This window comes from Shewanella sp. 492, assembly GCF_059338445.1.
Map to the genome: position 1 here is coordinate 2,901,778 of NZ_CM181702.1, position 22,389 is coordinate 2,924,166.

The 22,389-nt window shown below is 47.3% G+C and carries 25 protein-coding genes; 7 read left to right on the forward strand and 18 right to left on the reverse strand.

Features of this window, described 5'->3' with window-relative positions:
• Window positions 1-155: 155 nt before the first annotated feature.
• From dinB to AC5YBX_RS12845, 15 genes are all read right to left on the reverse strand, one after another.
• On the reverse strand, window positions 156-1,235 hold the full coding sequence (gene dinB / locus AC5YBX_RS12775) for a DNA polymerase IV (RefSeq protein ID WP_494521177.1): 1,080 nt from the start codon (window positions 1,233-1,235) through the stop codon (window positions 156-158).
• Window positions 1,236-1,510: 275 nt separating this feature from the next.
• Entirely contained in the window at window positions 1,511-1,978 is a 468-nt protein-coding gene (gene bfr, locus AC5YBX_RS12780; RefSeq protein WP_494521176.1) for a bacterioferritin, read from the reverse strand.
• Between the two features lie 9 nt (window positions 1,979-1,987).
• Window positions 1,988-2,461, reverse strand: coding sequence for a bacterioferritin (gene bfr / locus AC5YBX_RS12785; RefSeq protein WP_494521175.1), 474 nt, complete (start codon window positions 2,459-2,461; stop codon window positions 1,988-1,990).
• Window positions 2,462-2,777: 316 nt separating this feature from the next.
• The gene (gene nqrM, locus AC5YBX_RS12790) at window positions 2,778-2,999 is read right to left on the reverse strand and encodes a (Na+)-NQR maturation NqrM (RefSeq protein ID WP_494521174.1); all 222 of its coding nucleotides are present in this window, start codon (window positions 2,997-2,999) and stop codon (window positions 2,778-2,780) included.
• 106 nt (window positions 3,000-3,105) lie between these two features.
• Window positions 3,106-4,122 (reverse strand): FAD:protein FMN transferase, encoded by a 1,017-nt coding sequence (locus tag AC5YBX_RS12795; RefSeq protein ID WP_494523790.1) that lies wholly within the window; start codon window positions 4,120-4,122, stop codon window positions 3,106-3,108.
• A gap of 119 nt (window positions 4,123-4,241) precedes the next feature.
• Window positions 4,242-5,489: an NADH:ubiquinone reductase (Na(+)-transporting) subunit F gene (gene nqrF / locus AC5YBX_RS12800; RefSeq protein ID WP_475514564.1), complete on the reverse strand. Its 1,248-nt coding sequence runs from the start codon at window positions 5,487-5,489 to the stop codon at window positions 4,242-4,244.
• A 47-nt stretch (window positions 5,490-5,536) separates the two neighbouring features.
• Window positions 5,537-6,145, reverse strand: a complete 609-nt coding sequence (nqrE, locus tag AC5YBX_RS12805) for an NADH:ubiquinone reductase (Na(+)-transporting) subunit E (protein WP_475514565.1) — start codon at window positions 6,143-6,145, stop codon at window positions 5,537-5,539.
• A 5-nt stretch (window positions 6,146-6,150) separates the two neighbouring features.
• Entirely contained in the window at window positions 6,151-6,783 is a 633-nt protein-coding gene (locus tag AC5YBX_RS12810) for an NADH:ubiquinone reductase (Na(+)-transporting) subunit D (RefSeq protein ID WP_110457792.1), read from the reverse strand.
• On the reverse strand, window positions 6,783-7,577 hold the full coding sequence (locus AC5YBX_RS12815) for a Na(+)-translocating NADH-quinone reductase subunit C (RefSeq protein WP_494523791.1): 795 nt from the start codon (window positions 7,575-7,577) through the stop codon (window positions 6,783-6,785). The genes AC5YBX_RS12810 and AC5YBX_RS12815 overlap by 1 nt, the downstream gene beginning before the upstream one ends.
• Window positions 7,570-8,769, reverse strand: a complete 1,200-nt coding sequence (locus AC5YBX_RS12820; protein WP_494521171.1) for an NADH:ubiquinone reductase (Na(+)-transporting) subunit B — start codon at window positions 8,767-8,769, stop codon at window positions 7,570-7,572. Before AC5YBX_RS12820 ends, AC5YBX_RS12815 begins: the two co-directional genes overlap by 8 nt.
• Complete coding sequence (locus tag AC5YBX_RS12825; protein WP_494521170.1) at window positions 8,769-10,103, reverse strand: Na(+)-translocating NADH-quinone reductase subunit A; 1,335 nt, start codon at window positions 10,101-10,103, stop codon at window positions 8,769-8,771. The genes AC5YBX_RS12820 and AC5YBX_RS12825 overlap by 1 nt, the downstream gene beginning before the upstream one ends.
• Window positions 10,104-10,696: 593 nt before the next feature.
• Window positions 10,697-11,206 (reverse strand): S-ribosylhomocysteine lyase, encoded by a 510-nt coding sequence (gene luxS / locus AC5YBX_RS12830; RefSeq protein ID WP_494523792.1) that lies wholly within the window; start codon window positions 11,204-11,206, stop codon window positions 10,697-10,699.
• 371 nt (window positions 11,207-11,577) lie between these two features.
• Window positions 11,578-11,877 (reverse strand): BolA family protein, encoded by a 300-nt coding sequence (locus AC5YBX_RS12835; RefSeq protein ID WP_475514568.1) that lies wholly within the window; start codon window positions 11,875-11,877, stop codon window positions 11,578-11,580.
• A gap of 69 nt (window positions 11,878-11,946) precedes the next feature.
• A complete protein-coding gene (locus AC5YBX_RS12840) occupies window positions 11,947-12,450 on the reverse strand; it encodes an ACT domain-containing protein (RefSeq protein ID WP_494523793.1) in 504 nt (167 codons plus the stop codon).
• A 172-nt stretch (window positions 12,451-12,622) separates the two neighbouring features.
• Window positions 12,623-13,261 (reverse strand): alpha-ketoglutarate-dependent dioxygenase AlkB family protein, encoded by a 639-nt coding sequence (locus AC5YBX_RS12845; protein WP_494523794.1) that lies wholly within the window; start codon window positions 13,259-13,261, stop codon window positions 12,623-12,625.
• Window positions 13,262-13,422: 161 nt separating this feature from the next.
• Here AC5YBX_RS12845 and AC5YBX_RS12850 point away from each other — a divergent pair, with 161 nt between their 5' ends.
• Window positions 13,423-14,598, forward strand: coding sequence for a methyltransferase (locus AC5YBX_RS12850; RefSeq protein ID WP_494523795.1), 1,176 nt, complete (start codon window positions 13,423-13,425; stop codon window positions 14,596-14,598).
• On the opposite strand, the gene AC5YBX_RS12855 is transcribed toward AC5YBX_RS12850, so the two are convergent.
• Complete coding sequence (locus AC5YBX_RS12855) at window positions 14,595-15,515, reverse strand: sterol desaturase family protein (RefSeq protein WP_494523796.1); 921 nt, start codon at window positions 15,513-15,515, stop codon at window positions 14,595-14,597. The genes AC5YBX_RS12850 and AC5YBX_RS12855 overlap by 4 nt on opposite strands.
• A 49-nt stretch (window positions 15,516-15,564) precedes the next feature.
• Window positions 15,565-16,599 carry a DUF2804 domain-containing protein gene (locus AC5YBX_RS12860; RefSeq protein ID WP_494521166.1) on the reverse strand — a complete coding sequence of 345 codons (1,035 nt, stop codon included), beginning with the start codon at window positions 16,597-16,599 and terminating at the stop codon, window positions 15,565-15,567.
• A gap of 284 nt (window positions 16,600-16,883) precedes the next feature.
• On the opposite strand from AC5YBX_RS12860, the gene AC5YBX_RS12865 reads away from it, so the two are divergent.
• The 4 genes from AC5YBX_RS12865 to AC5YBX_RS12880 all read left to right on the forward strand — a co-directional run bounded on the left by AC5YBX_RS12865 (window position 16,884) and on the right by AC5YBX_RS12880 (window position 20,182).
• A complete protein-coding gene (locus AC5YBX_RS12865; protein WP_494523797.1) occupies window positions 16,884-17,450 on the forward strand; it encodes a YajG family lipoprotein in 567 nt (188 codons plus the stop codon).
• A gap of 19 nt (window positions 17,451-17,469) precedes the next feature.
• Complete coding sequence (locus tag AC5YBX_RS12870; RefSeq protein WP_494523798.1) at window positions 17,470-18,054, forward strand: peptidylprolyl isomerase; 585 nt, start codon at window positions 17,470-17,472, stop codon at window positions 18,052-18,054.
• Window positions 18,055-18,311: 257 nt separating this feature from the next.
• Window positions 18,312-18,644, forward strand: a complete 333-nt coding sequence (locus AC5YBX_RS12875) for a hypothetical protein (RefSeq protein ID WP_475514576.1) — start codon at window positions 18,312-18,314, stop codon at window positions 18,642-18,644.
• 113 nt (window positions 18,645-18,757) lie between these two features.
• Window positions 18,758-20,182, forward strand: a complete 1,425-nt coding sequence (locus AC5YBX_RS12880; RefSeq protein ID WP_494523799.1) for an AmpG family muropeptide MFS transporter — start codon at window positions 18,758-18,760, stop codon at window positions 20,180-20,182.
• Window positions 20,183-20,379: 197 nt separating this feature from the next.
• Here AC5YBX_RS12880 and AC5YBX_RS12885 read toward each other — a convergent pair whose 3' ends face one another.
• Window positions 20,380-20,865, reverse strand: a complete 486-nt coding sequence (locus AC5YBX_RS12885; protein ID WP_110457805.1) for a YajQ family cyclic di-GMP-binding protein — start codon at window positions 20,863-20,865, stop codon at window positions 20,380-20,382.
• A 167-nt stretch (window positions 20,866-21,032) separates the two neighbouring features.
• On the opposite strand from AC5YBX_RS12885, the gene AC5YBX_RS12890 reads away from it, so the two are divergent.
• Both AC5YBX_RS12890 and AC5YBX_RS12895 read left to right on the forward strand, forming a co-directional pair.
• Window positions 21,033-21,395, forward strand: coding sequence for a VanZ family protein (locus AC5YBX_RS12890; protein ID WP_475514578.1), 363 nt, complete (start codon window positions 21,033-21,035; stop codon window positions 21,393-21,395).
• Window positions 21,396-21,399: 4 nt separating this feature from the next.
• Complete coding sequence (locus tag AC5YBX_RS12895; RefSeq protein WP_494523800.1) at window positions 21,400-22,371, forward strand: ketopantoate reductase family protein; 972 nt, start codon at window positions 21,400-21,402, stop codon at window positions 22,369-22,371.
• The last annotated feature ends 18 nt before the right edge of the window (window positions 22,372-22,389 follow it).

Sequence of the window (22,389 nt, forward strand, 5' to 3'; positions counted from 1 at the left end):
CACAGCGTGCCAAAAAAGTGCTTGCACACAAGCTCACCGCAGGTGATTGATTGCAATGAAGATACGACCTTCAAGCCCACTTAACCAATTCCCACCCAGCCAAACGCTACTTAAGCTAATCCAAAAAATGCCAAACCTTCATTTGAAGGTTAACCCTAAAACCCGAGATCCATCTGTGCAGCATTAAATTCATCTTCACTGTCAGCGCTGACAGCAGCACTCTCTAACCCTACCGACACACCGAGCAAGCGGATGCCGCGTCCCTCTTGGCGTGCTAACGCTTGCGATAACAGGTCATAAAACAATTTCACCGACACCTGATCGCTGCGATGCTCTATCGTGGTCTGTTTAAAATCATCAAATTTAAGTTTAACCACTTGCTTATGAATACGCCGCGCCGACGCGCTGCGACTAATGCGTGCCCCTAACTCTTGGATAAGTTGCGGCATAACCGATTCACACTGCTCCAAGGTATAGATATCCTTGGCCAGCGTTGTTTCGACTCCCACCGACTTGCGTTCGCGGTGAGGTGAAATACTGCGATTATCGATCCCTTGTGCCCGCTCGGCTAAGACACCACCAAACTTACCGAAACGCTCGATTAACGCCGTTTTAGAACACTGCTGCACATCCAAACAGGTGTTCAATCCCATCTGCGCTAACTTGGCGGCAGTGACTTTTCCCACTCCGGGGATCTTTATCAGGGGTAAGGTTTTAACAAATTCGGTTATGGCATCCGGGGTGATCACATATTGGCCATTGGGTTTATTGAGATCGGAGGCAATTTTGGCTAAAAACTTAACTGGGGCTATCCCAGCCGATGCAGTGAGACCTGTAAGGTCAAATATCTCTTGCCTAATCGCTTCTGCAATTAAGGTCGCAGAGCCTTTATGGGCATCGCAATCGGTGACATCGAGGTAGGCTTCATCGAGCGATAAGGGTTCGACTAATTCGGTATAGCGATTAAAGACGCTGCGGATCTGAGTGGAGACCGCTTTATACACATCCATTCGACCCGGCACCAAAATTAAATCGGGACACAACTTTAAGGCATAGGCTGAGGCCATAGCCGAGCGTACACCAAATTGCCGAGCCTGATAATTACAGGTACTGATCACCCCGCGGCGATCGCTGCGCCCGCCCACGGCTATCGGCTTGTCTCTTAACTCGGGAAAATCTCGCATTTCAACTGCCGCATAAAAGCAGTCCATGTCCACATGAATAATCTTTCTCAATGGGCATTACCTCCACCCGCAAGAATACTGTATATTTAAACAGTGCACAAACACTTATCCATGCCAACTCACCTAAACCTGCCACAGCAGTAGGCTTAAAGGCCCTACCGCCTTAAGCGTAAACAAAAAACCACAGCATTATGCTGTGGCTTAGATCTAACGTTTTAGCTATCAGCTACTTTTATCCGCCATGATTAGAACAACCAGAGTGAACTTGGAGCAATTCAAATAACCGCGACTTGCACTACCTTAGTTGCAGCCCACAGCTTATAACCTTACATCTTAGACTGCAGGTAATTTTGCAGCCCAATTTTATCGATGAGACCCAGTTGTTTCTCTAACCAATACATGTGATCTGACTCGGTTTCCTCAAGTAATACCTCGAGCAATTCGCGTGAGACATAATCTTTGTGGGCTTCACATAAGGCGATGGCTTTGCGCAGGTTATCGGCAACTTGATACTCATAGTTAAGATCATTTTGCAGCATCTCTTGCGGATCTTTACCTATGTGCAGTGCTTCGCGGCTGGCTACATCGGGTGTGCCCTCGAGAAACAGTATGCGCTCAACCAACTTTTTGGCATGTTCACGTTCATCATCTGACTCATGGGAAATGCGCTCATGAAGCTCGGTTAAGCCCCAATCATCGTACATCAGCCCGTGAACAAAATATTGATCCATCGCCGACAGTTCGCCAGTAAGTAATTGATTAAGTGTATTAATAATGTCTTGATTTCCTTTCATCCTAAACTCCTACTCTGACTCTATCTGCGCTTGTAAATAGTTCTGGATCCCTGTCATCTTAATCAAGTCTTGCTGCGCTTCAATCCAATCGAGGTAGGTCTCTTCATCTTCAAGTAGATCTTCTAGGATTTCACGGCTGACATAATCTTGCTCAGACTCACAAAGGCTGATCACGTTACGTAGTTCACTCAATTGTGCTTTAAGCATGGTTTTATCGCATTGCAGCATCTCTTGCGGGTTTTCACCAATATGCAGTTTTTCAAGTTGCTGCAGATTAGGCAGACCTTCGAGAAACAGTACCCGCTCGATCAACTTGTCGGCGTGTTTCATGTCCTGAATCGACTTTTTATAACATTTTTCGTTGAGCTCTTCTAAACCCCAATTTTTGTACATACGCGCATGCAAAAAATATTGGTTAATGGCGGTAAGCTCAAATGTCAAAATCTTATTGAGATGCCGAATGACATTCGGATGACCTTTCATAGCAATTATCCTTATATTCTATGAGAAACGGTAGCAGGCTGACGACGTAAACTAACACCGACATAGCATAAGTCTGATGCGCTTACACAACATTACCCCGTTAGGGAATAACACCCTCAAGCTACTGGATCGTGGCAAGGAATACAATGTTACCCTTAGACTGGGGAGTGAACTTATTAGCCCAAACCTTAACTCTAATAGGATCACAGTATAGTATATGGCACTAATCTTAGGCTGAAAGCCCCGTGAATGAGAGTCATAGAAGGCAATAAAAAAGGCACCGCTATCGGTGCCTTTGTTACATCAAATTGAGGTGTTATATGATGCGGTCTTGATTATATTTGTTGCTGCGTTCTTCTTCAGCCATTTTCGCCTTGCGCTTGTCGCACGGATCATCGCAATCACACGCTTTGTCGATGCCTAAGGCGCCTAATCCACCACAGCTACCGGCAACCGCTTTCTGCTTCACGATATAACCAACCGACATTAATACAAAAAACAGCAGTAATACCACAAAAGCCGCTAAAAAAGTGCCCATCATATACTCCAAATGCACACCGCCTACTGGGCAGACAATATGCGTCAATAATCAATTGGGTGAACTGCCAAACAGCGATGATGCCTATGACAGATCTAATATTGTATCACAAGCCAACAAAAGGCTTAAACGCATCGCTGTAATAGACCTTGAAACCGTCAGGCTGCTTTTCTATTAGCATGATGGCAAGATTGTGCTCTTGGGCTAAGGCTAATGAGTCTTCGGTGCCCATCACCATCATGGCCGTCGCGTAGCCGTCGGCTATCATACATTGCTTGTGTAGCACAGTCACAGAAGCGAGACGATGATTGACCGGATAACCAGTTCTTGGGTCGATTATATGGGTGAAGCGTTGACCCTCTTCTTCGTAATAATTACGGTAATCACCTGAGGTTGCCATCGCCATATTACCTGGCGCTATCACCTGCTGCACCTGACGTTCATCGACATCGGGCTGCTCAATGGCAATACGCCATGGACTACCATCGGCTTTGGTGCCGTACAGGCTCACTTCTCCGCCAATCTCCACCAAATAACCTTTAGGCTGATATTTAGCCAAAAGGTGAGCCACCTTATCAACTCCAAAGCCTTTAGCAATGGAAGATAAGTCGACATATAAATCTGGGTTGTCTTTACGCAGCTTTAACCCATCAACACTTAAATGCTCGATGCCTGTTTTTGCTCTGGTCTGGGCGATTAGCTCACTGCTAGGCACTTTGACGGGGCGCTTGTCGGGGCCAAACCCCCACAAGTTCACCAGCGGACCCAGTGTGATATCTAACGCACCATCAGTGCTCTGATATAAGTCGATCCCGGCCTGAATCACATAAGCCGTATCTGGTGAGACCTCGATAGTGCTAGCCAATGCCATCTGATTAAAACGTGACAGTTCGGAGTTACTCCGATAGGTCGACATCTGGTTGTTGACTTTTTCTAGTGCCAGCTCAATTTCGGCCTGCAAAAGCTGCTCATTTGGCACCTGTTCACCACTGACCAACTTGATGTGATAGGTGGTGCCCATGGTTTGGCCTGATAGCGAGATCATGGGAGCCGCTTGGTTACAAGCAGAAACAAAAAAGGCTAGCCCAATTAAGACTAACCTATTGATAAAGGTCTTCAACATATTGACCGTATTCCTTAATAATCAATCAGATTAACAACAATGGATTTCACCACAGCACGCCTAAGCGCCCTGGGTGAAATCACATAATGCTGATTCGATATTATCACAAGAACCTGCGATTAACCGCCGAAGTCATCCAATAAGATGTTTTCATCTTCAACGCCCAAATCTTTTAGCATACCGATAACGGCCGCGTTCATCATTGGAGGACCACACATGTAGTACTCACAATCCTCAGGCGCTTCATGGTCGCGTAGGTAGTTTTCATACAAGACGTTATGAATAAAACCTGTGTAACCATCCCAGTTATCTTCTGGCTGTGGATCTGACAAGGCAACATGCCACACAAAGTTAGGGTTCTCTGCTGCTAGGCCGTCAAAATCTTCAACATAGAACATTTCACGCTTAGAACGTGCACCGTACCAGAAGCTGATCTTACGCTTAGACTTAAGACGCTTGAGCTGGTCAAAGATGTGTGAACGCATTGGGGCCATACCTGCACCACCACCGATAAAGACCATCTCTGCATCGGTATCTTTAGCGAAGAACTCACCAAATGGACCAGAAATAGTTACCTTATCGCCCGCTTTCAGGCTCCAGATGTACGACGACATCTTACCGCAAGGCAAGCTCAAGTTACGTGGAGGCGGCGTAGCAATACGCACGTTCAACATGATGATACCTTCCTCTTCAGGATAGTTCGCCATGGAGTACGCACGAATGGTTTCTTCGTCCACTTTTGATTCAAGATTAAAGAAGCCAAAATGTTCCCAATCACCACGATATTCTGCTGGTACATCAAAATCAGCATATTTTACATGGTGAGCAGGCGCTTCAATCTGAATATAACCACCAGCGCGGAAAGGCACTGATTCTCCATCAGGAATTTGCAGCTTAAGCTCTTTAATGAAGGTCGCTTTGTTATCGTTAGAGATAACTTCACAATCCCACTTCTTAATACCGAAGATCTCTTCTTCTAGTTCGATCTCCATATCGGCTTTCACGTTTACCTGACACGATAAACGGCAACCGTTACGGGCATCGCCTTTAGAGATATGGTCGCGCTCTGTTGGCAGAATATCGCCACCACCCGACTTAACGATCACTTTACACTGACCACAAGAGCCACCGCCACCACAAGCCGATGAAACGAAGATACCGTTTTCAGCGAGTGCGCCAAGTAGTTTGCCACCAGCACTGGTTTTAATTGCTTTGCCAGCATCATCATTGATGCCAATTGTGATATCACCACTTGGGACTAATTTTGATTTGGCAAATAAAATAACCAATACCAACACTAGTACAATGGCAGTAAACATACTCACACCGAGATAGACGTCGATTGGAGTAGATTCAATAATACCCATGAACTTATCCTTTAAGGTTCAAAATCTGAAGCCGTTAAGGTGTCTCTTTACAGAGACACACCTGAGAACGACATAAAACCTAACGCCATTAAACCCGCGGTAGCAAAGGTAATACCTAAACCACGTAGACCATCAGGTACATCAGCATACTTTAACTTCTCGCGAATACCGGCCAGCAACACAAGTGCCAATGCCCAACCGATACCAGAACCGACACCAAACACTAAACTTTCGGTCAAGTTGTAGTCACGCTCAACCATGAAAGATACCGCACCAAAAATCGCACAGTTTACCGTGATCAACGGCAGGAAGATGCCTAACGCGTTGTATAGCGGTGGGAAGTACTTATCCAGTGCCATCTCAAGGATCTGCACTAATGCCGCGATCACACCGATAAAGGTGATGAACTTCAAGAAGCTCAAATCAGCATCAGGAACACCAGCCCAAGCAAGTGCACCAGGGGCTAAGATCCCTTGATAGATAATTTGGTTAACGGGTACAGAAATCGCCAGTACCACAATAACGGCAACACCTAAGCCCATGGCGGTGGTCACTTTCTTCGATACCGCCAAGAAAGTACACATACCAAGGAAGAAGGATAACGCCATGTTTTCAATGAAAACAGAACGGACTAAAAGACTAATATAATGTTCCATAGCGCTTACCCTTTTGCTTCTACTTGATCAGGCTTCATAGTACGGATAATCCAGATCAGTGCAGCAATCAGGAAGAACGCACTCGGCGGTAGCAACAACAAGCCGTTTGGCTGATACCAACCACCGTCAGAAATCTTACTTAAGATCTCAACGCCAAATAGAGAACCGTTACCAAACAGCTCACGAATGAAGCCGACTGATAACAGGATGGCACCGTAGCCTAAACCATTACCGATACCATCCATGAAACTCATCATTGGCGGTGTCTTCATCGCATAGGCTTCAGCGCGGCCCATTACGATACAGTTGGTAATAATCAAACCCACGAATACCGACAGCTGCTTAGCAACGTCATAGGCATAAGCTTGCAAGACTTGGTCTACCACGATAACCAGCGACGCGATAATCGTCATCTGCACGATAATACGCACACTGCTTGGAATGTGGTTACGGATCATCGAGATGAATAAGTTAGACAAGGCCGTTACTGCTGTCAGTGCAATGGTCATCACTAATGCTGTTTCCATCTTACTGGTCACAGCCAAAGCACTACACACACCCAAGATCTGCAACGCAATCGGGTTGTTACTAATAATAGGTCCAGTCAGAACCTGTTTAAGTTCTTTAGCGTTAGCCATTAGCTTAGCCCTCCGTTGCGCGCCTTTTCAATAAAGCGAGCATAACCTTCTTCACCCAACCAAAACTCGAGTGAATACTGCACACCATTACTGGTTAGGGTCGCACCCGATAGTGCGTCAACACCGTGTACCGAGTTTGCTATCGTAGGGTTTTTAGTAACTTTAATCGCCAGGTTGCCCTGTTCGTCATAAAGCTTTTTACCTTCCCACTTAGCAATCCACTGAGGGTTTTGTACTTCGCCACCTAGACCTGGTGTTTCCCCTGCCCCGGTAAAGTCGTAATAAACTAAACTACGTACAGTGTTAAGATCAGCTTCTACCGCTAAGAAAGCATACATGGTTGACCATAGACCATAACCTTTCACAGGAATGATCACGGTTTTCAGCTCACCTTTATCGTCATTTACTAAGTAAACCACGCCGGTGTTAGCCACATTTTTAACCGATGCAATATCATTTTTAGGTTTAAATGAGGTCTCAGGGTTACGGGCTGCTTTATCGGCATCGAAGGTGTTGGCATCGCCTTCAACCCACTCTCCCGACTTAAGATCGACCAGCTTAGCTTCTACATACTTATTGTAAGTGGCTAAGATTTGATCTTTCTCAACGCTACCTGACTTAGTGTCCACCAGGCCGGCAGCTTCAAGAATGTATTTTTGCTTATCAAGCAGCTTGTTTTCTTGTTGAGTCGGCTTTAGCAGTACCGCTGCGGTAGATACAAATACCGAGCAGATGAAACATAATCCAACAACAACAAACAGTGTTCTACCGAACGAATCTTTATTATTAGCCACGTGCAATCCTCCGCTTGATATTCGACTGAACCACGAAATGGTCAAATAATGGAGCAAACAGGTTCGCGAACAAGATGGCCAACATCATGCCTTCAGGGAAAGCAGGGTTGATAACACGAATGAACACCGCCATAGCACCGATAAGGATACCGTAAGCCCATTTGGCATTATTAGTGAATGACGCAGAAACCGGGTCTGTCGCCATAAACATCATACCGAACGCAAAGCCACCTAACACCAAGTGCCAGTACCAAGGCATAGCAAACATAGGGTTAGTGTCGCTGCCAATGGCATTAAGCAGTAGCGATACCGCGATCATACCGGCAAGTACGCCACCCACAATGCGCCATGAAGCGATACGGGTATAGACGATCACCGCGCCACCTATCAAGATGGCCAAGGTTGACACTTCACCCACTGAACCTGGGATGAAACCGAAGAAGGCATTCCACCAGTCTTGGGTCAGTCCATACTCAAGGGTGCCTTGCGCCGCTTGACTCAGTGCCGTAGCGCCTGAGTAACCGTCAGCCACCACCCAAGTGGTATCACCTGACATGTTGAGCGGGTAAGCAAAGAACAAGAAAGCACGACCTGCAAGAGCTGGGTTTAAGAAGTTACGTCCAGTACCACCGAAGATCTCTTTCGCCACAACCACACCGAAGGTAATACCTAAGGCCACCATCCACAACGGGATAGTCGCGGGCAGTGTCAGCGCAAACAAGATAGAGGTAACAAAGAAACCTTCGTTAACTTCATGGCCACGAACTGTCGCAAACAACACTTCCCATATACCACCCACGGCAAACGTTACCGCGTAGATAGGCAGGAAGAAACAGGCGCCGTACCACATTAATGCGGCCACACCTGAGTCGGCAGTTAACTCGGTACCAAACAAGCCAAACAAGGCGGTTTGCCACACGTCAGGCGTTGCAAAACCAGCGGCTAAGGCGTCTTGCGCTTGCAGACCCACGTTGTACATTCCCACAAACATGGCTGGAAATGCGCAGGCCCAAACCGTAATCATCATACGCTTTAGATCGAGGTTATCACGCACATGGGTACGACCCTTGTTTACGTGACCCGGGGTATAAAATACTGTGTACGCGGCTTCAAACAGCGCGTACCACTTTTCGTATTTACCGCCTTTTTCAAACTGCGGTTCAATACTTTTGAAAAACTGTTTCAAGCCCATTAGCCTTCCCTCACAATCGTATCTAAGCAGTCACGTAGATATGACGCATAGTCATACTTGCCGGGACATACGAATGTACATAGTGCCAAATCTTCTTCATCTAACTCCAACGCACCTAACGCAGCGGCGCCATCGACATCACTTGACACTAGGTCACGTAATAGCATGGTAGGAAGAATATCCAGAGGCATGACACGCTCATAGTTACCGATTGGCACCATAGCACGGTCTGAACCACCTGTGCTGGTCGTCATATTAAACAGACGTGAAGGTGACAAATGGCCTAAAAACGCACGCGTAATTGAGAACTTATCAGCACCAGGCATAGCCCAACCGATAAAATCTTGCTGTCTGCCTTCTTCAAGTAGTGATACTTGGTTATGGAAGCGACCAATATAAGCGTGTGCGCCTACGGCGGTTTTACCATTTAAAATGGAACCGGCAATCACACGAACATCACCATCCGCCATTTCACCTGCGGTCAGCTCAACCGTCGATGCACCCACTAAGGTACGAACCAATCTAGGCTTAAGCGCCTTAGGACCGGCAACAGCAACCACACGCTGGGTATTTAACTCACCCGTAGTGAACAGTTGACCGATAGCGATCACATCTTGGTAGCCGATATGCCAAACAGTACGTTTTGCAGATGCTGGTAAGACAAAATGTATATGGGTACCGACAAGACCCGCAGGATGCGGACCGGCAAACTCTTCAACCTGTGCATTGGCAGCTGGAATATCAGCACCAGGCGCTTTACACAGATATACTTTTCCTTCGGTCAATCTGGCTAAGACTTTTAAGCCATTAGCAAAATCTTCCTTGTGCTCGTTAATGATAACGACAGGATCGGCAGCAAGAGGTTGAGTATCGATAGCGGTGACAAAGATACCAGCGGCAGAAGAATCTACGGCAGGTGCTTTACTGAAGGGACGAGTGCGAAGTGCGGTCCATAAACCTGATTCAATCAAGTTGTCACGCACCAGTTGCTGGTCAAGAGAGTCTAAAGCAGATGCATCATATTTAGCAAAGGCAACGCTATCGTCCCCTTCCACTGCAATGACAACCGACTGAAGAACACGCTGAGCGCCCCGGTTAATGTCTGAAATTGTGCCACTGGCTAAAGCAGTATATTTAACGCCAGGATTCTTTTTGTCTTCAAAAATCACCTGACCTTTTTGCACTTTGTCGCCCACTTTGATCTTCATGGTGGGACGTAAGCCAATATACTCTTCACCCAAAGTAGCTACATGTTTAATGGCTGGGCCATTATGGATAACTTGCTCTGGTCCACCTGTTATAGGTAGGTCCAATCCTTTCTTTATTGTAATCATATCCACAAGCACTACGTTATGAAGGAAAGATAATGCGTCGCGTTCCTGCTAAATGAGAGAAGCTTCAAGCAAATCCTATCTCATTGAGCTAGCGCAGATTTATTACAGAAATGCGATCGCAATCACGCTGGTCGGGCGCATTTTACCGTAAATAAATAGTTATCGCCATGGCAAATACAGGTGTTTTAAAAGGAAAGCGGGATTTTTATTGTGGGCAGTTGATCACAATTCTATGTTTTTTTAATCATTAGATTAAGCCGAATTAATTTAGCCCCTTGTCCTAGCAGGGTTATAGCATTTGAGCGAGTCAAAAAGTAGGTAAAACTCTGGCTCAATAATTAAGTAACACCAAGTTATCGTTTGCATAAAAATTAGACTAAGGTCTAGCCGAACTCGCCGAACGTTCGCTGAAAAAATCAGCAGCAAGACCCCATAACTGCGTAAATAAATACCAAAGTGAGCACCAGCTCACCTTAGCAACAACCAAAATAGGGCATGTGATTTAACGAGCAATAATGAATGTCGGCAAGCCAATATATAGATAACATAAAAGCAGCCACAGCTGCTTTTATCATTATAAAATGGTCGCTTAATTACAGCCCTTTGAGGATCTCATCACTGAGTTTTAGCTCATCATTTTTATTAACATTCACTCCGGACGCAATAATGTTGCGGGCGATCTCTTTAGCCTGATCTAGCGAATGCATCTCATAGGTACCACATTGATATTCATTGAGCTCAGGGATCTCTGACTGCTGCTTAACTTTAAGCACATCTTCCATCGCCGCTAACCAACAATCCGCCACGACTGATTCTGATGGCGTACCAATAAGGCTCATATAAAAACCGGTGCGGCAGCCCATAGGCGAAATATCAATAATCTCAACCTTATCGCAATTAAGATGATCACGCATAAAGCCGGCAAACAGATGCTCCAGCGTATGAATACCGCGCTCACTTAAGATCTCTTGGTTCGGAATACAAAAGCGTAAATCAAATACCGTGATCGCATCGCCACTGGGGGTTTTCATGGTTTTAGCCACTCGCACCGCAGGGGCATGCATGCGAGTATGATCGACGGTAAAACTATCTAGTAACGGCATTGCTTTTATCTCCTTATGGCGACTCAAACCATGATGACTTATGGCGAGAGGCACCTAAACTCAACTAAAATAGCGGTGAATCAACACTGCTCAGTATTACGCTGGACTTAATATGCGTCACGGTTAATCGGATGTAAAGTATCTGCGACTAAGATTGCAACCCTTGGCGAGCTCACTCATGCTAACCCAACGCCATGGCGCACCTTCTCCACCAGAAACAAATACGGTGCGGCGATAAATTGATCCTGCGTTCTATACCAACCAAGATACGGCGAAGAGTGATGAGTAATAAAGCTTAAGTGATTTACCAATAAAAAAGCGCTTAGTGATAAGCGCTTTAATGAATGAGTCATGCGATGTGGGCTCGGTTATTAACCGCGGCATTTAGGAGAATTAGGTATTTCTGCTTCGGCCTGCCACTCGCTCGGTGTAAAAGTATGCATAGACAAGGCGTGCAAGCCATTGGCAAATTCATCCGCTAAGGCTTGGTTGACACTGCGGTGACGCCCTATCAAGCGCTGCCCTTCAAATGCCTCACTGGCAATAATCACCTTAAAATGAGTTTCTGAATTGGGCGGCACATGATGATTGTCGCTTTCATTAATCACTTCCAGATAAACAGGAGATAATGCAGCGGTAAGCTTTTCAATAATAATCTGTTTGACGGACATAGCCATTGTCTCAATTGAGTACAAAAATGATGGCGGCAGATTACTGCGCTGACGCCAAAAGGTCAACCATCAGCCCAAACTCACCCGGGCATCCTTTGACACACCTTCCAATAACTCAACCACACTGGCATCACTCACCTCATCTGGCACGATGATAGCTAGCTGAGATGAAAATACCGTTTGGCCAATTGTCGAAACATGGACTCGATTAAACTCCATATGCTCAATCTCTAGGTTTAGATTGGACAGGAGGTCGACAATTTCACGGGTCAATCCTGGGCGATCGCGACAATCGACATTGCATTTTAATATGCGCGTATGCTGAGGTGGTGACAACGCTTGATCGCTATAGTTAAACAGTAACTGTGGAAATTTTTGTGCAAACGCTTGTTGTAGTTCAGCGATTCCATCTACTGCGATTGCCACTTTCAACAGGGCAGCAAACTGGCTATCGAGCTTAATCACCTTACTGGTGACCCATTCGCCGCCTACAGCGCGTGTGGTATCGGCTAAGGCTTTTATCACCCCAGGGGTAACACTGCCCACAACGGTTGTAATCATCATTTTTTGCATCAGCTGGCTCCAATAAATGCTCCCATAGCTTACTGAGCATAAAACATTCACTTATGTCGAAGTGAGAGCTGGCTAACAAAAGTCAGTGATAAGACCAGTTGGTCGCTAAATTTATCAACAGCAAACGGGCGAATAACGAAGAAGTGTCCACAACCACGTCAAAATAAGACCATCAAGCTTGGTGAAAGTTAGGTGTTAATTGCCTAAACGTGTAATTAAGCCGCGTTTGCTTAACCCCTAACCGTTTAGGCAGACTGTGCTGCCAATACGCTTGCATTGGCCAGTGCATGATCAGCAGATCGCCACTATGCAAGCTTAAGCTTATCTTCTGTTTTGTCTGTTTATGGCGCAGTAAAAAATCGCGACTTGCTCCTAAGGTGACCGAGGCAATATCGCTGCCAGGCGCTATTTCAGGCTCATCATCGCTGTGCCAGCCCATCGACTCTTGCCCATCTTGATAACGATTTACCAGCACGCCATTGCTGTTTAACCGCCATTCTCGGGCAAGCTTTGCCTGTAAACGCTGGGCATATTTAGGCCAAGGCAATGCCTCAATAAATAATCCCGAATAACGATAATCACAGCCCTTATCACCAAACCACACCTGACTGCGCGGGATCGCATGTGACTGACCAAATACTTGGATATGCGGACGATTAAAAGGGTAATCCAGTGACTCTTGCCACAATGCCTGTTGCTGCGCCATTGAAAGATACCCTTCTACTAAGGTAAACGGCACACTACTATGGGAAGCTTGGGCTTGATCCTCTAAATCCAGACCCGGTTGATGCACTCTGGCTTCTTCAATCATTATCGTTACACCTGATTATTTCGAGCAGTGAATTAAATGCATCCAGAGCTTAACGTAGTAAGCCTAGGGGTTACTCACGTCAACGGTGCGCTAGCTTAACTATACCTGATGGGGGAAATCTGCGATAATCGCGCCCCCAAATTCAACGTAGCAGTGCAGTCATGACAACTCAATTCTCCGTCGCCGATATCGAACTTGAACTTTATCGTTATCCCGCCAAGCAGGAATCTAACCTGCAGGCCTGGGACGCCGCCGATGAGCACTTGATTAAACACTTAACTGAGCAACAGCAAACTGTATGTCGCACTGCCATTATTAATGATAATTTTGGCGCCTTAGCCTGCGCCCTGACTCACCAAAATAGCGCTTGGCCATTGCTTGTAGAAACCGATGCGAAAACCAGCCAGCTAGGCACCTTACAAAATCTTGGCCGTAACCAACTGCCTGACGATAATATTCAATGGTGTAATAGCCGCGATGTATTACCGCAGCGCCCTGAATTGGTGTTGATGAAATTACCCAAAAACCTTAACTATTTGGCCCATCAACTCGACAGGTTATCTCAGGTGCTCACCAAGGGCACCACAGTCTATATTGGCGCCAAAGCCAAATCGATAAATAAGGCGCTGCTGCAACTACTCAAGCAGCATTTAGGCCCAGCGACGGCCAGCCTCACCTGGAAAAAGACCCGCGTTATCACCTGCATCAGTGATGGCATCGCCCGCCCGCTGCCAGCAGATACTCGCTGGAATGTGCCTGAATATCAATTAACGCTCAGCAATTTAAGCAATGTCTTTGCCGCCAACAAACTCGATATTGGCGCGCGGATCATGCTAGACAATATGCCTCAAGGTGATTTTAACTCCATTGTCGACTTAGGCTGTGGTAACGGAATATTGGGACTCAGGGCCAAACAGTTGTTTCCTGATGCCCGGCTTCACTTTGTCGATGACTCCGAGATGGCCATCGCCTCTGCTCGCAATAACTGGCAGCTAAATCAACTGGCTAATCCAGACCTTGAGGGCGAGCAAGCCAGCTTTCATTGGGATGACTGCTTAACCCATTTGGACTATGAGGTTCAGCCCGATTTAGTCTTATGTAATCCGCCGTTCCACCAAGGCGAAGCCATCACTGACCATATTGCTTGGCAGATGTTTTTAGATGCCTTTAGGCGACTCGGCGATGGCGGGATCTTACATGTGGTAGGTAATCGTCATTTGGCGTACCACGTTAAACTGCAGCGCATCTTTAAAAACTGCGCCACTGTGGCATCCAACGGCAAATTTGTGATTTTACAAGCCAAAAAACAGGTTAATAAAGCTAAATCAAACGATTAACGTGCCTTATTTGCCTGCGCCGCATCAGGCTCTGTACCCGCAGCCATGGGCATTGCTGTGGTTTGCGCCGCTGTGCTTGGCGGCGCAAATAACACCTTTAAACGCTGCCTCAGGCTAAGCCCTTTAGCGAAGGCCTCGGCTAACATATCGCGCCACTCAGCAAAGGTGACCACCAAAGGGTTAACGCTATTAATTGGCTTAGTGATGCCATACTCCACCGTCTCCTCCTCTTTAACATAAGTGCCAAACAATCGGTCCCAAATGATCAACACGCCGGCATAGTTTTTGTCAATATATTGCGCATTGCGACCATGGTGCACTCGATGATGCGATGGGGTATTAAAGATCCACTCTAGCGGCCCAAGGGATTTAATCGCTTGAGTGTGAACAAAAAACTGTAAACCTAAGTTCAATAGCACCACAAAAACCACCCAGTTGGGATCGAAACCCATAATAACCAGCGGTAGCCAAAACAACCACATGCCTGCCAATGGGTACATTAAACTCTGCCTAAACGCCGTACTAAAATTCATATGCTCTGAGCTGTGGTGCGCCACATGGGCCGCCCACATCCAGCGTACTCTGTGGCTGGCGCGGTGAAACCAGTAATAGCAAAAGTCTTGGGCGATGATAAGGGCAATAAAGCTGACGACGCCCATCTCAATATCAAACAGGCGCCAACCAAATACCCACAGATAGACGTGAGCCACCAGCAAACCAGTAAGGATGTCGCTGGCTTGATGCAGCGCCGCTAAGGTAAAGTTACATAACACTTCGGGCCAATGGTAAGCCGCATTCGCCGGCAAGCGGCCCAACCGAGCGCCAAACTGCCACTCGAGTAAGAGACAGATAAAGAAAATCGGCGCTAAGGCCAAGAGCAACACTTCAGGGTGTGATATCAACCAATCAAAATCCATCTTTTCTATCCCGCTCAATCGTTAATAAAATCAACCTGCGCATCGGCTCTTACCAGCGCGCAAAATGATCTTCAGTTAAACCAAGCACCTGCTGCAAATGATGCCGCTGGCCTTCACCATCAATAACCTCGCCTTCAAAGTGACCTATGTACTGGCGAAAATTACTCTGTAATAGCCATAAATTGAGTTTTTCCTGACGACCATTACGCGCCTTAAAACGCAGATCCACCCGTCCATCAAGTGACGTTATTCGCCAACAGTCATCGCTCATATGATCACTGTTGCGTAAAAAATCAAATTGCACAGGCCCCAATAGATGCCGCGCCCCGTTAATCCACAATACATTTTCTGTGGCGCCAGTTTCATTAACCCCTGCCGCTAAGTTAAGCCCTATGATGGTATCACCCACTCGAGCATTAATGCTCGCCCAGCGCCAACTGGTCTCGCGGCGCATATAGCCTGCAGAATAGTCATAACCTGCTAGTGCATTGTTAAGCGGCTGCGGCTCATGCTTAATGGTCAGTCGCCCTTTGGGGATCAAGCCGTTGTGCTTTTGGGTATAGGTCCAGCCGTTATAGCCTGTTGGGGTGCACATCGCCATTGGCAAGCTCAGCGCCAAAGGATGCAGCTCAAGCTCGGCGCTTATCTGTGGCGTCTCTAGGCTCAATTGCCATAAGCCATCGACCAGATTAAAAGTAATACTGCCGCGGCGACCGCCAATGCACGCTTTACCCTGACGAGGCGATGGCGACATCGACATCCCCTTGGCGAACGGTTTGAGCCAAGTGGTTTCAACCAGTGTATTGGCCGCAATATCGTACAGATAACAAAAGGCGCTGCCCACATAACCAATATCGGCCAACGCCACACCAATCACATATCGGGGCGTGAGGAGCGACACAAATTGAAACTGCTTAAAATGAAAATGCCGCGCCCAGCGACTTGCCAGCTTATCCATGTTATTGCGGTACTCAAAGTGCGCCAGTCCCAAAGAGTCAACGGGACCATCAAAGTGGCCAAACTGGACTTCTCCTGAGGGTAATATCAGGCTCTCTGGCGCCGCAGGGGAGATTAACTCTGTCACTGGAACCTCGCATTAACTGTTCAGGTTTAACCATAAACAAGCGCTGCTACTGAGCAAATCCCCCAAGGCGCCGGGATAACATGGCAAGGGATTAGGCAGCGCTGAGCACGGTTTTTTGCTATCGATTTTTTACTCTAACGGTTTCTAAGGTAAGTTAACAGCCCAAAGTAACAAACACGTAACATATCACGTCATCAGCCCCCTCAAGGGGGCGTGCTTAACAGTGGAATCGACGGCCGATTCTGGTATGCTGATGCCACCTTTTGACTATAAAAATCACCACTATGCGACGCTTAACTTTACTTATCGCCACCGCAGGCATTTTGTTTGGGTGTGCCAGTAACGCCCCCACTCACATGGCATTGAATCCACAGCTGCCAGCCATCAGCGCCCACACGATGGCAGCCAAACCGATTGCCATTGAAATGATCGATACTCGCTCGGCCAACTTTGTCGCCCGATTCAATCATGATGGTGATGCCGCACGCTTAGTGAGCCCATCGGAAGCGCCGCGTCAACAGCTCGATGCGGTTTTTCGTCAAGGATTTAGCCAAGCCGGTTACCAAATTGACCCTGCTGCCACTAACCATATGCAGCTGCAATTAGAGAAACTCTTAACCGACGTCAATGAGACCACGTTTGGCTATGAAGCCAGCAATGACATTATCATCAACGTTATTGCCACAAATAGCAGCCAAACATTCACCAAGCGGTATACCGCGCGCAATATGGTATCGGGGCCGCTGAGCGCCGACTTCGCCACATTAGAGCTAGCCGTCAACGATCTATTGAACGATTTAACCGGCAAAATCATTAACGATCCCGAACTCAATCAGTTTATTCAGCAATAAGCCCATCGAGGAGCAATAGATGAAACAGTGGATATTGGCATGGGTTTTACTGTCGCTGTGCAGCATGGCCCATGCGGTCGATATACAAGCTGACACCCTTTACCCTAAGGTAGAGCTGCAAACCAGCATGGGCAACATTGTGGTTGAGCTCGACCGTCAACGCGCGCCTATCACAGTCGATAACTTCCTCACCTATGTCGTAAAAGGGCATTATGACAACACCCTGTTTCATCGGGTGATTGCCGACTTTGTGGTTCAAGGTGGCGGACTCGACCCAAGATTTAACGAAAAGCCGACCGATAATCCCATAGTCAATGAAGCGGGTAACGGCTTGAGTAACAGCCTAGGCACCATCGCCATGGCTCGGGAAAATGATCCGCACTCGGCCACGGCGCAGTTTTATTTTAACGTGTCCGATAACAAACGCTTAGATCCCTCTAAACGCCGCTGGGGCTATGCCGTATTTGGTGAAGTGACCGAGGGCATGGCGGTGCTTGAAGCCATGGCGCAGCAACCCACGGCTATCAATAGCAAGCTCGGATGGCCCGATGTGCCTGTTACGCCAATAATCTTAACCAAGGCAACGCTATTACCGCGAGCATAGTTGCCCCGAAAGTCGTTAGCGTTAAAGGTCGTTGCCGCGCAAATAGTGGCCACAAAAATAAGCGTTAGCCTCATCACAAAGTCGACCAATCAAAGTGGCGCATATCCCCTAGCGCCACAATACTCAAGCAGAATCGCGTTATCCTAATCTAGCGCCACAGCAGCATATTTCGCCGACGGCTGATGAGATGGATAAAATTGCAATAACAAAAAATGGCTGACTATACTTACTTCGGTGTAGCAGCAAGGAGGCGAACGGTGACCCCTAATGAGTTCATCGATAATAAAGCGCCCCAGTTGGCTCTATATGGAAAAGCGTTTTTGAATAATCAACTCGATTTCAATGAGATCCAGCTTTATTTATGGGACACCCTTGAAGAATGGCAGCAGTTCAATCATCAGGGTGATGCGCAAAGTGATATGGAGAAAGTGTTTTGGCACCTAATACATGCCTTCAACAAATGGCCTGACTGGAGTATTCGCGGCAATCAATTTTTGCGCAAGCAAATAGACGAATGCTGTGACTTCTTGAGTCTTGGCGGCCAATGTCCAAGTGGCTGTATCGGTAACAGGCCCTGCTCTTTATCATGATAACGTCTAAAAAAGCTCAGCCCGTATAGGCTGAGCTTTTTTATGGCCGATTTTCGCTTTTTATTTGCCGCCGTAGCGTTTAAGCTAAGTTCACCTTACTGTAAACCTGTTGTATGTCTGTGACCCTTTCTCATGTAAAAGACGCCCTCTCTATTTACTGTCACAAGCGGGTGTTAATTCTGCTGTTGTTAGGCTTTTCTGCCGGCTTGCCTTTAATGCTGGTATTTTCCACTCTTTCCTTCTGGCTACGTGAAGCTGGTATCGACAGAACCGCCATCGGTTATTTTAGTTGGATAGCCTTAGCCTATGGCATTAAATGGGCTTGGTCGCCCTTAGTTGATCGCCTTTCACTCCCCCTCTTTACCCGCTTACTCGGCCGACGACGCGGATGGATGCTGTTTGCCCAGTTAATATTAGTGGTCGCTATTTTGGGCATGAGCCAGAGTGATCCGGTACAAGATCTGGAACGCTTGGCACTCTTTGCGCTTATGGTGGCCTTTGCTTCAGCGACGCAAGATATTGTGATTGATGCCTTTCGTATCGACTCAGCACCAGTAAAAATGCAAGCTGCGCTGGCCGCCGCCTACCAAGTGGGTTACCGCAGCGCCATGATTGTGGCTACAGCTGGCGCCTTAACCATCGCCGCATGGGTCGGCCCCAGTAGCGAAGCCTATGATCTTGCTTCATGGCAAACCGCGTATCTGGTGATGGCCGCGCTGATGTCTGTCGGCATTATCACCACCTTAATGAGTAAAGAGCCCCTGGTGGAAACTAAAGAGGCTGACGCTAAAGAAGCAGAGCTTAACATTGCCCTCGCTAAGCGTCATCATAGAGTGGTGGCTGCGGCACTTTCATGGTTTTATACCGCCAGTATTTTACCCTTTATCGACTTTTTCAAACGCTATGGCTACAGCGCCATGCTCATCTTACTGTTGATCTCCTGCTATCGTATCTCAGATATCGTCATGGGGATCATGGCGAATGTGTTCTATGTCGACATGGGGTTTTCCAAGGCTGAAATCGCCGCCATCAGTAAGGTTTATGGCTTAATCATGACCTTAGTTGGTGCGGGCGCGGGTGGCGTATTACTGGCCCGTTATGGCACCATGAAGATATTATTTTTAGGCGCCTTGATGGTCGCTCTCACAAACCTGTTATTTGCCTATCAGGCGATGATAGGTTATGACGTTAATCTGTTAACGGCGGTGATCTCCATCGATAATTTCAGCGCGGGCATCGCCACCGCGGCCTTTATTGCCTACCTCTCTAGCTTGACCAGTAGCGGCTATAGCGCGACACAATATGCATTGCTGTCATCAATTATGTTGTTATTCCCTAAGTTTATTGCCGGATTTTCAGGAGCCTATATCGACGCTTTCGGCTATATCAACTTTTTTGTTGCGGCCAGTGTTATTGGTTTTCCCGTATTGGGCTTAATTGTGTTGGTGCAGAAATTCGCGCCCCATCCGAGTGATGATTTAAGTGCGTCCCAAGCCAGTACAGAGCCAAAATCTGCGGCCGCGAAAGCAGAGCACTAACCTGCAGTAATCCATGCTCGATAAGGTCGATATTAGGCTTACAGCCATAAAAAGCCCCACGTGATGACTCACGCGGGGCTTTTTATAATCGCGGGCAGGTTGGGCTTAGTTAAAGCCGCAGTCGATGCGCTTAAACCTGATGTACTTAGACCTGATACGCTTACGCACGATGAGATGTCATCTGGTGCGACAGCATGTTAGTCACGGAAGTTATTAAACTGGAATGGCTGGCCTAAATCCGATTCGCGGGCCAATGCCATTACCGCCTGTAAATCATCACGCTTCTTACCCGTCACTCGCACCGAGTCACCCTGAATCGCTGCCTGCACTTTAAGCTTGCTATCTTTAATCTGTTTAACCAGCTTTTTCGCCACTAGGCTTTCGATGCCCTCTTTAAAGGTCACTTTAAGCGAAAAGGTTTTACCGCTGTGGATCGCCTTATCGGCGACCTCCATCGAAGCCGGATCGACATTGCGTTTACTCAATTGGTTACGCAACATATCGAGCAGTTGTTGGCATTGAAAATCTGACTCTGAGGCCAAAGTCACCTGATGATCTTTGTAGGTAATTTCAGCTTCAACGTTGCGAAAATCAAACCGAGTGCTCAGCTCTCGACGGGTATTATCGACCGCATTACGTAGTTCAACTTCATTCACTTCCGATACGATATCCATTGATGGCATGTTTATTCCTCATCTCGCCGCTCAATCTAATGGCGCTAGTTTACCTTTTTGCAGTCAGTGGGGGCAAAAAAAGTTAACGCTAGCGCGAACGACTCAGACTTAATTATTAATGACTTTAGGGTGACATTTTCCTATGATTGCTAAAATTCGCTGATGTATCGTGACCTGTGAACTCAAGAAAACTCATTTTTAAAATCGCCCTACTTATCGCCTTACTGGTGATCAGTTATTTAGTCTTTTCTCGCCCGAGTTATTCGCAAGCGATCCCCAATCTAGATAAAATTGGCCATCTAGGCAGCTTTTTCTGCCTAGCCCTACTCACCCATTTGGCCTTTGAGCCTAAATGGTATGGTCTGGCTGCAATACTCGCCGCTTACGCCTGCTTTATCGAAGCGGTGCAATCGCGCCTGCCTTATCGCAGCGCCTCACTCGGCGACTTTATCGCTGACATGCTCGGCGTCATGCTGTTTTATTGCGGCTTGTGGTTGTATCGGCGTTACCTTAAAGCCAGTGCGTTACAGCAAAGTTGAGCGAATGACGAGCCCTCAAATCACGCCGCAAAGCCAGCCTGTCCACTGCCAGCCCAACATTGCTATTGTCGGCGCTGGGGCTATCGGTCAGTTACTGTTTCATCAATTCGCCAGCGTAGGACAAGCGCCGCTGCTGATCGGCCGGCAACAAGCTAGCGCCGACAATACGCCTACCTTGCTGCAATTTACCGACCTAAACGGTGTCTCATCAACCCGCACCGCTCAAGTTATCAGCCCTAACAGCGATGATGCGCAGGCTGACTTAAAGCACATCACGCTACTGATTGTCTGCGTCAAAGCCTATCAAGTCATTGATACTCTCAAACCGCTGCTGCCGCGCCTTAATCGAGAGTGCCAACTGTTATTGCTGCATAATGGCATGGGCCCACACCTAGACCTTGCGCCCCATCTCAACGGGCGAACCCTCTGCCTTGGCACCACATCGCAAGGGGCGTTAAAGCAGCAGCGCTGGCAGGTGCGTCAAACCGGTGCAGGCCTTACTCAGCTTGGCTTGTTTAGCGGCCAGGAGCTGACGCAAACGACGAAAGCCTATCTACTTAATGCCATTCCCAATAGCCAGTGGTGTAACGACATTATTCCTATGCTATGGCAGAAATTGGCGGTCAATATTGCTATAAATCCCTTAACCGCTATTTATCAATGCCGCAATGGGGCATTGGCGGCCCCTGAATATCGTCACACCATCTTAGGACTGCTCGATGAGGTGATCTTGGTGGCTCAGGCTGAGCAAGTGCCCCTTACCAGAGCTCCCCTCATTGCGCGGGTATTTGACGTTATTCACTTAACCGCCAATAACTTCTCGTCGATGTATCAAGATATTGCCCATCGGCGACCAACCGAAATCGATGCCATAACAGGTTATCTTATCCATCGCGCAGCCGCTCATGGTATCCCTACGCCCCATAATCAGGCTATCTATCAGCAGTTGACGACGCTTGAACAGCGCTCGAGCTAACCGAATTTACGCTGCACA

Excerpts from the sequence above, each read along its gene's own strand:
- nqrF (WP_475514564.1), bottom strand. The coding sequence starts at position 5,489 with ATGGGTATTATTGAATCTACTCCAATCGACGTCTATCTCGGTGTGAGT.
- bfr (WP_494521175.1), bottom strand. The coding sequence starts at position 2,461 with ATGAAAGGTCATCCGAATGTCATTCGGCATCTCAATAAGATTTTGACA.
- nqrE (WP_475514565.1), bottom strand. The coding sequence starts at position 6,145 with ATGGAACATTATATTAGTCTTTTAGTCCGTTCTGTTTTCATTGAAAAC.
- AC5YBX_RS12855 (WP_494523796.1), bottom strand. The coding sequence starts at position 15,515 with ATGGATTTTGATTGGTTGATATCACACCCTGAAGTGTTGCTCTTGGCC.
- AC5YBX_RS12845 (WP_494523794.1), bottom strand. The coding sequence starts at position 13,261 with ATGATTGAAGAAGCCAGAGTGCATCAACCGGGTCTGGATTTAGAGGAT.
- AC5YBX_RS12795 (WP_494523790.1), bottom strand. The coding sequence starts at position 4,122 with ATGTTGAAGACCTTTATCAATAGGTTAGTCTTAATTGGGCTAGCCTTT.
- luxS (WP_494523792.1), bottom strand. The coding sequence starts at position 11,206 with ATGCCGTTACTAGATAGTTTTACCGTCGATCATACTCGCATGCATGCC.
- AC5YBX_RS12885 (WP_110457805.1), bottom strand. The coding sequence starts at position 20,865 with ATGCCATCAATGGATATCGTATCGGAAGTGAATGAAGTTGAACTACGT.
- AC5YBX_RS12865 (WP_494523797.1), top strand. The coding sequence starts at position 16,884 with ATGCGACGCTTAACTTTACTTATCGCCACCGCAGGCATTTTGTTTGGG.
- AC5YBX_RS12880 (WP_494523799.1), top strand. The coding sequence starts at position 18,758 with ATGTCTGTGACCCTTTCTCATGTAAAAGACGCCCTCTCTATTTACTGT.
- AC5YBX_RS12810 (WP_110457792.1), bottom strand. The coding sequence starts at position 6,783 with ATGGCTAACGCTAAAGAACTTAAACAGGTTCTGACTGGACCTATTATT.
- AC5YBX_RS12840 (WP_494523793.1), bottom strand. The coding sequence starts at position 12,450 with ATGCAAAAAATGATGATTACAACCGTTGTGGGCAGTGTTACCCCTGGG.
- bfr (WP_494521176.1), bottom strand. The coding sequence starts at position 1,978 with ATGAAAGGAAATCAAGACATTATTAATACACTTAATCAATTACTTACT.
- AC5YBX_RS12835 (WP_475514568.1), bottom strand. The coding sequence starts at position 11,877 with ATGTCCGTCAAACAGATTATTATTGAAAAGCTTACCGCTGCATTATCT.
- AC5YBX_RS12820 (WP_494521171.1), bottom strand. The coding sequence starts at position 8,769 with ATGGGCTTGAAACAGTTTTTCAAAAGTATTGAACCGCAGTTTGAAAAA.
- AC5YBX_RS12870 (WP_494523798.1), top strand. The coding sequence starts at position 17,470 with ATGAAACAGTGGATATTGGCATGGGTTTTACTGTCGCTGTGCAGCATG.
- AC5YBX_RS12850 (WP_494523795.1), top strand. The coding sequence starts at position 13,423 with ATGACAACTCAATTCTCCGTCGCCGATATCGAACTTGAACTTTATCGT.
- AC5YBX_RS12895 (WP_494523800.1), top strand. The coding sequence starts at position 21,400 with ATGACGAGCCCTCAAATCACGCCGCAAAGCCAGCCTGTCCACTGCCAG.
- AC5YBX_RS12825 (WP_494521170.1), bottom strand. The coding sequence starts at position 10,103 with ATGATTACAATAAAGAAAGGATTGGACCTACCTATAACAGGTGGACCA.
- nqrM (WP_494521174.1), bottom strand. The coding sequence starts at position 2,999 with ATGGGCACTTTTTTAGCGGCTTTTGTGGTATTACTGCTGTTTTTTGTA.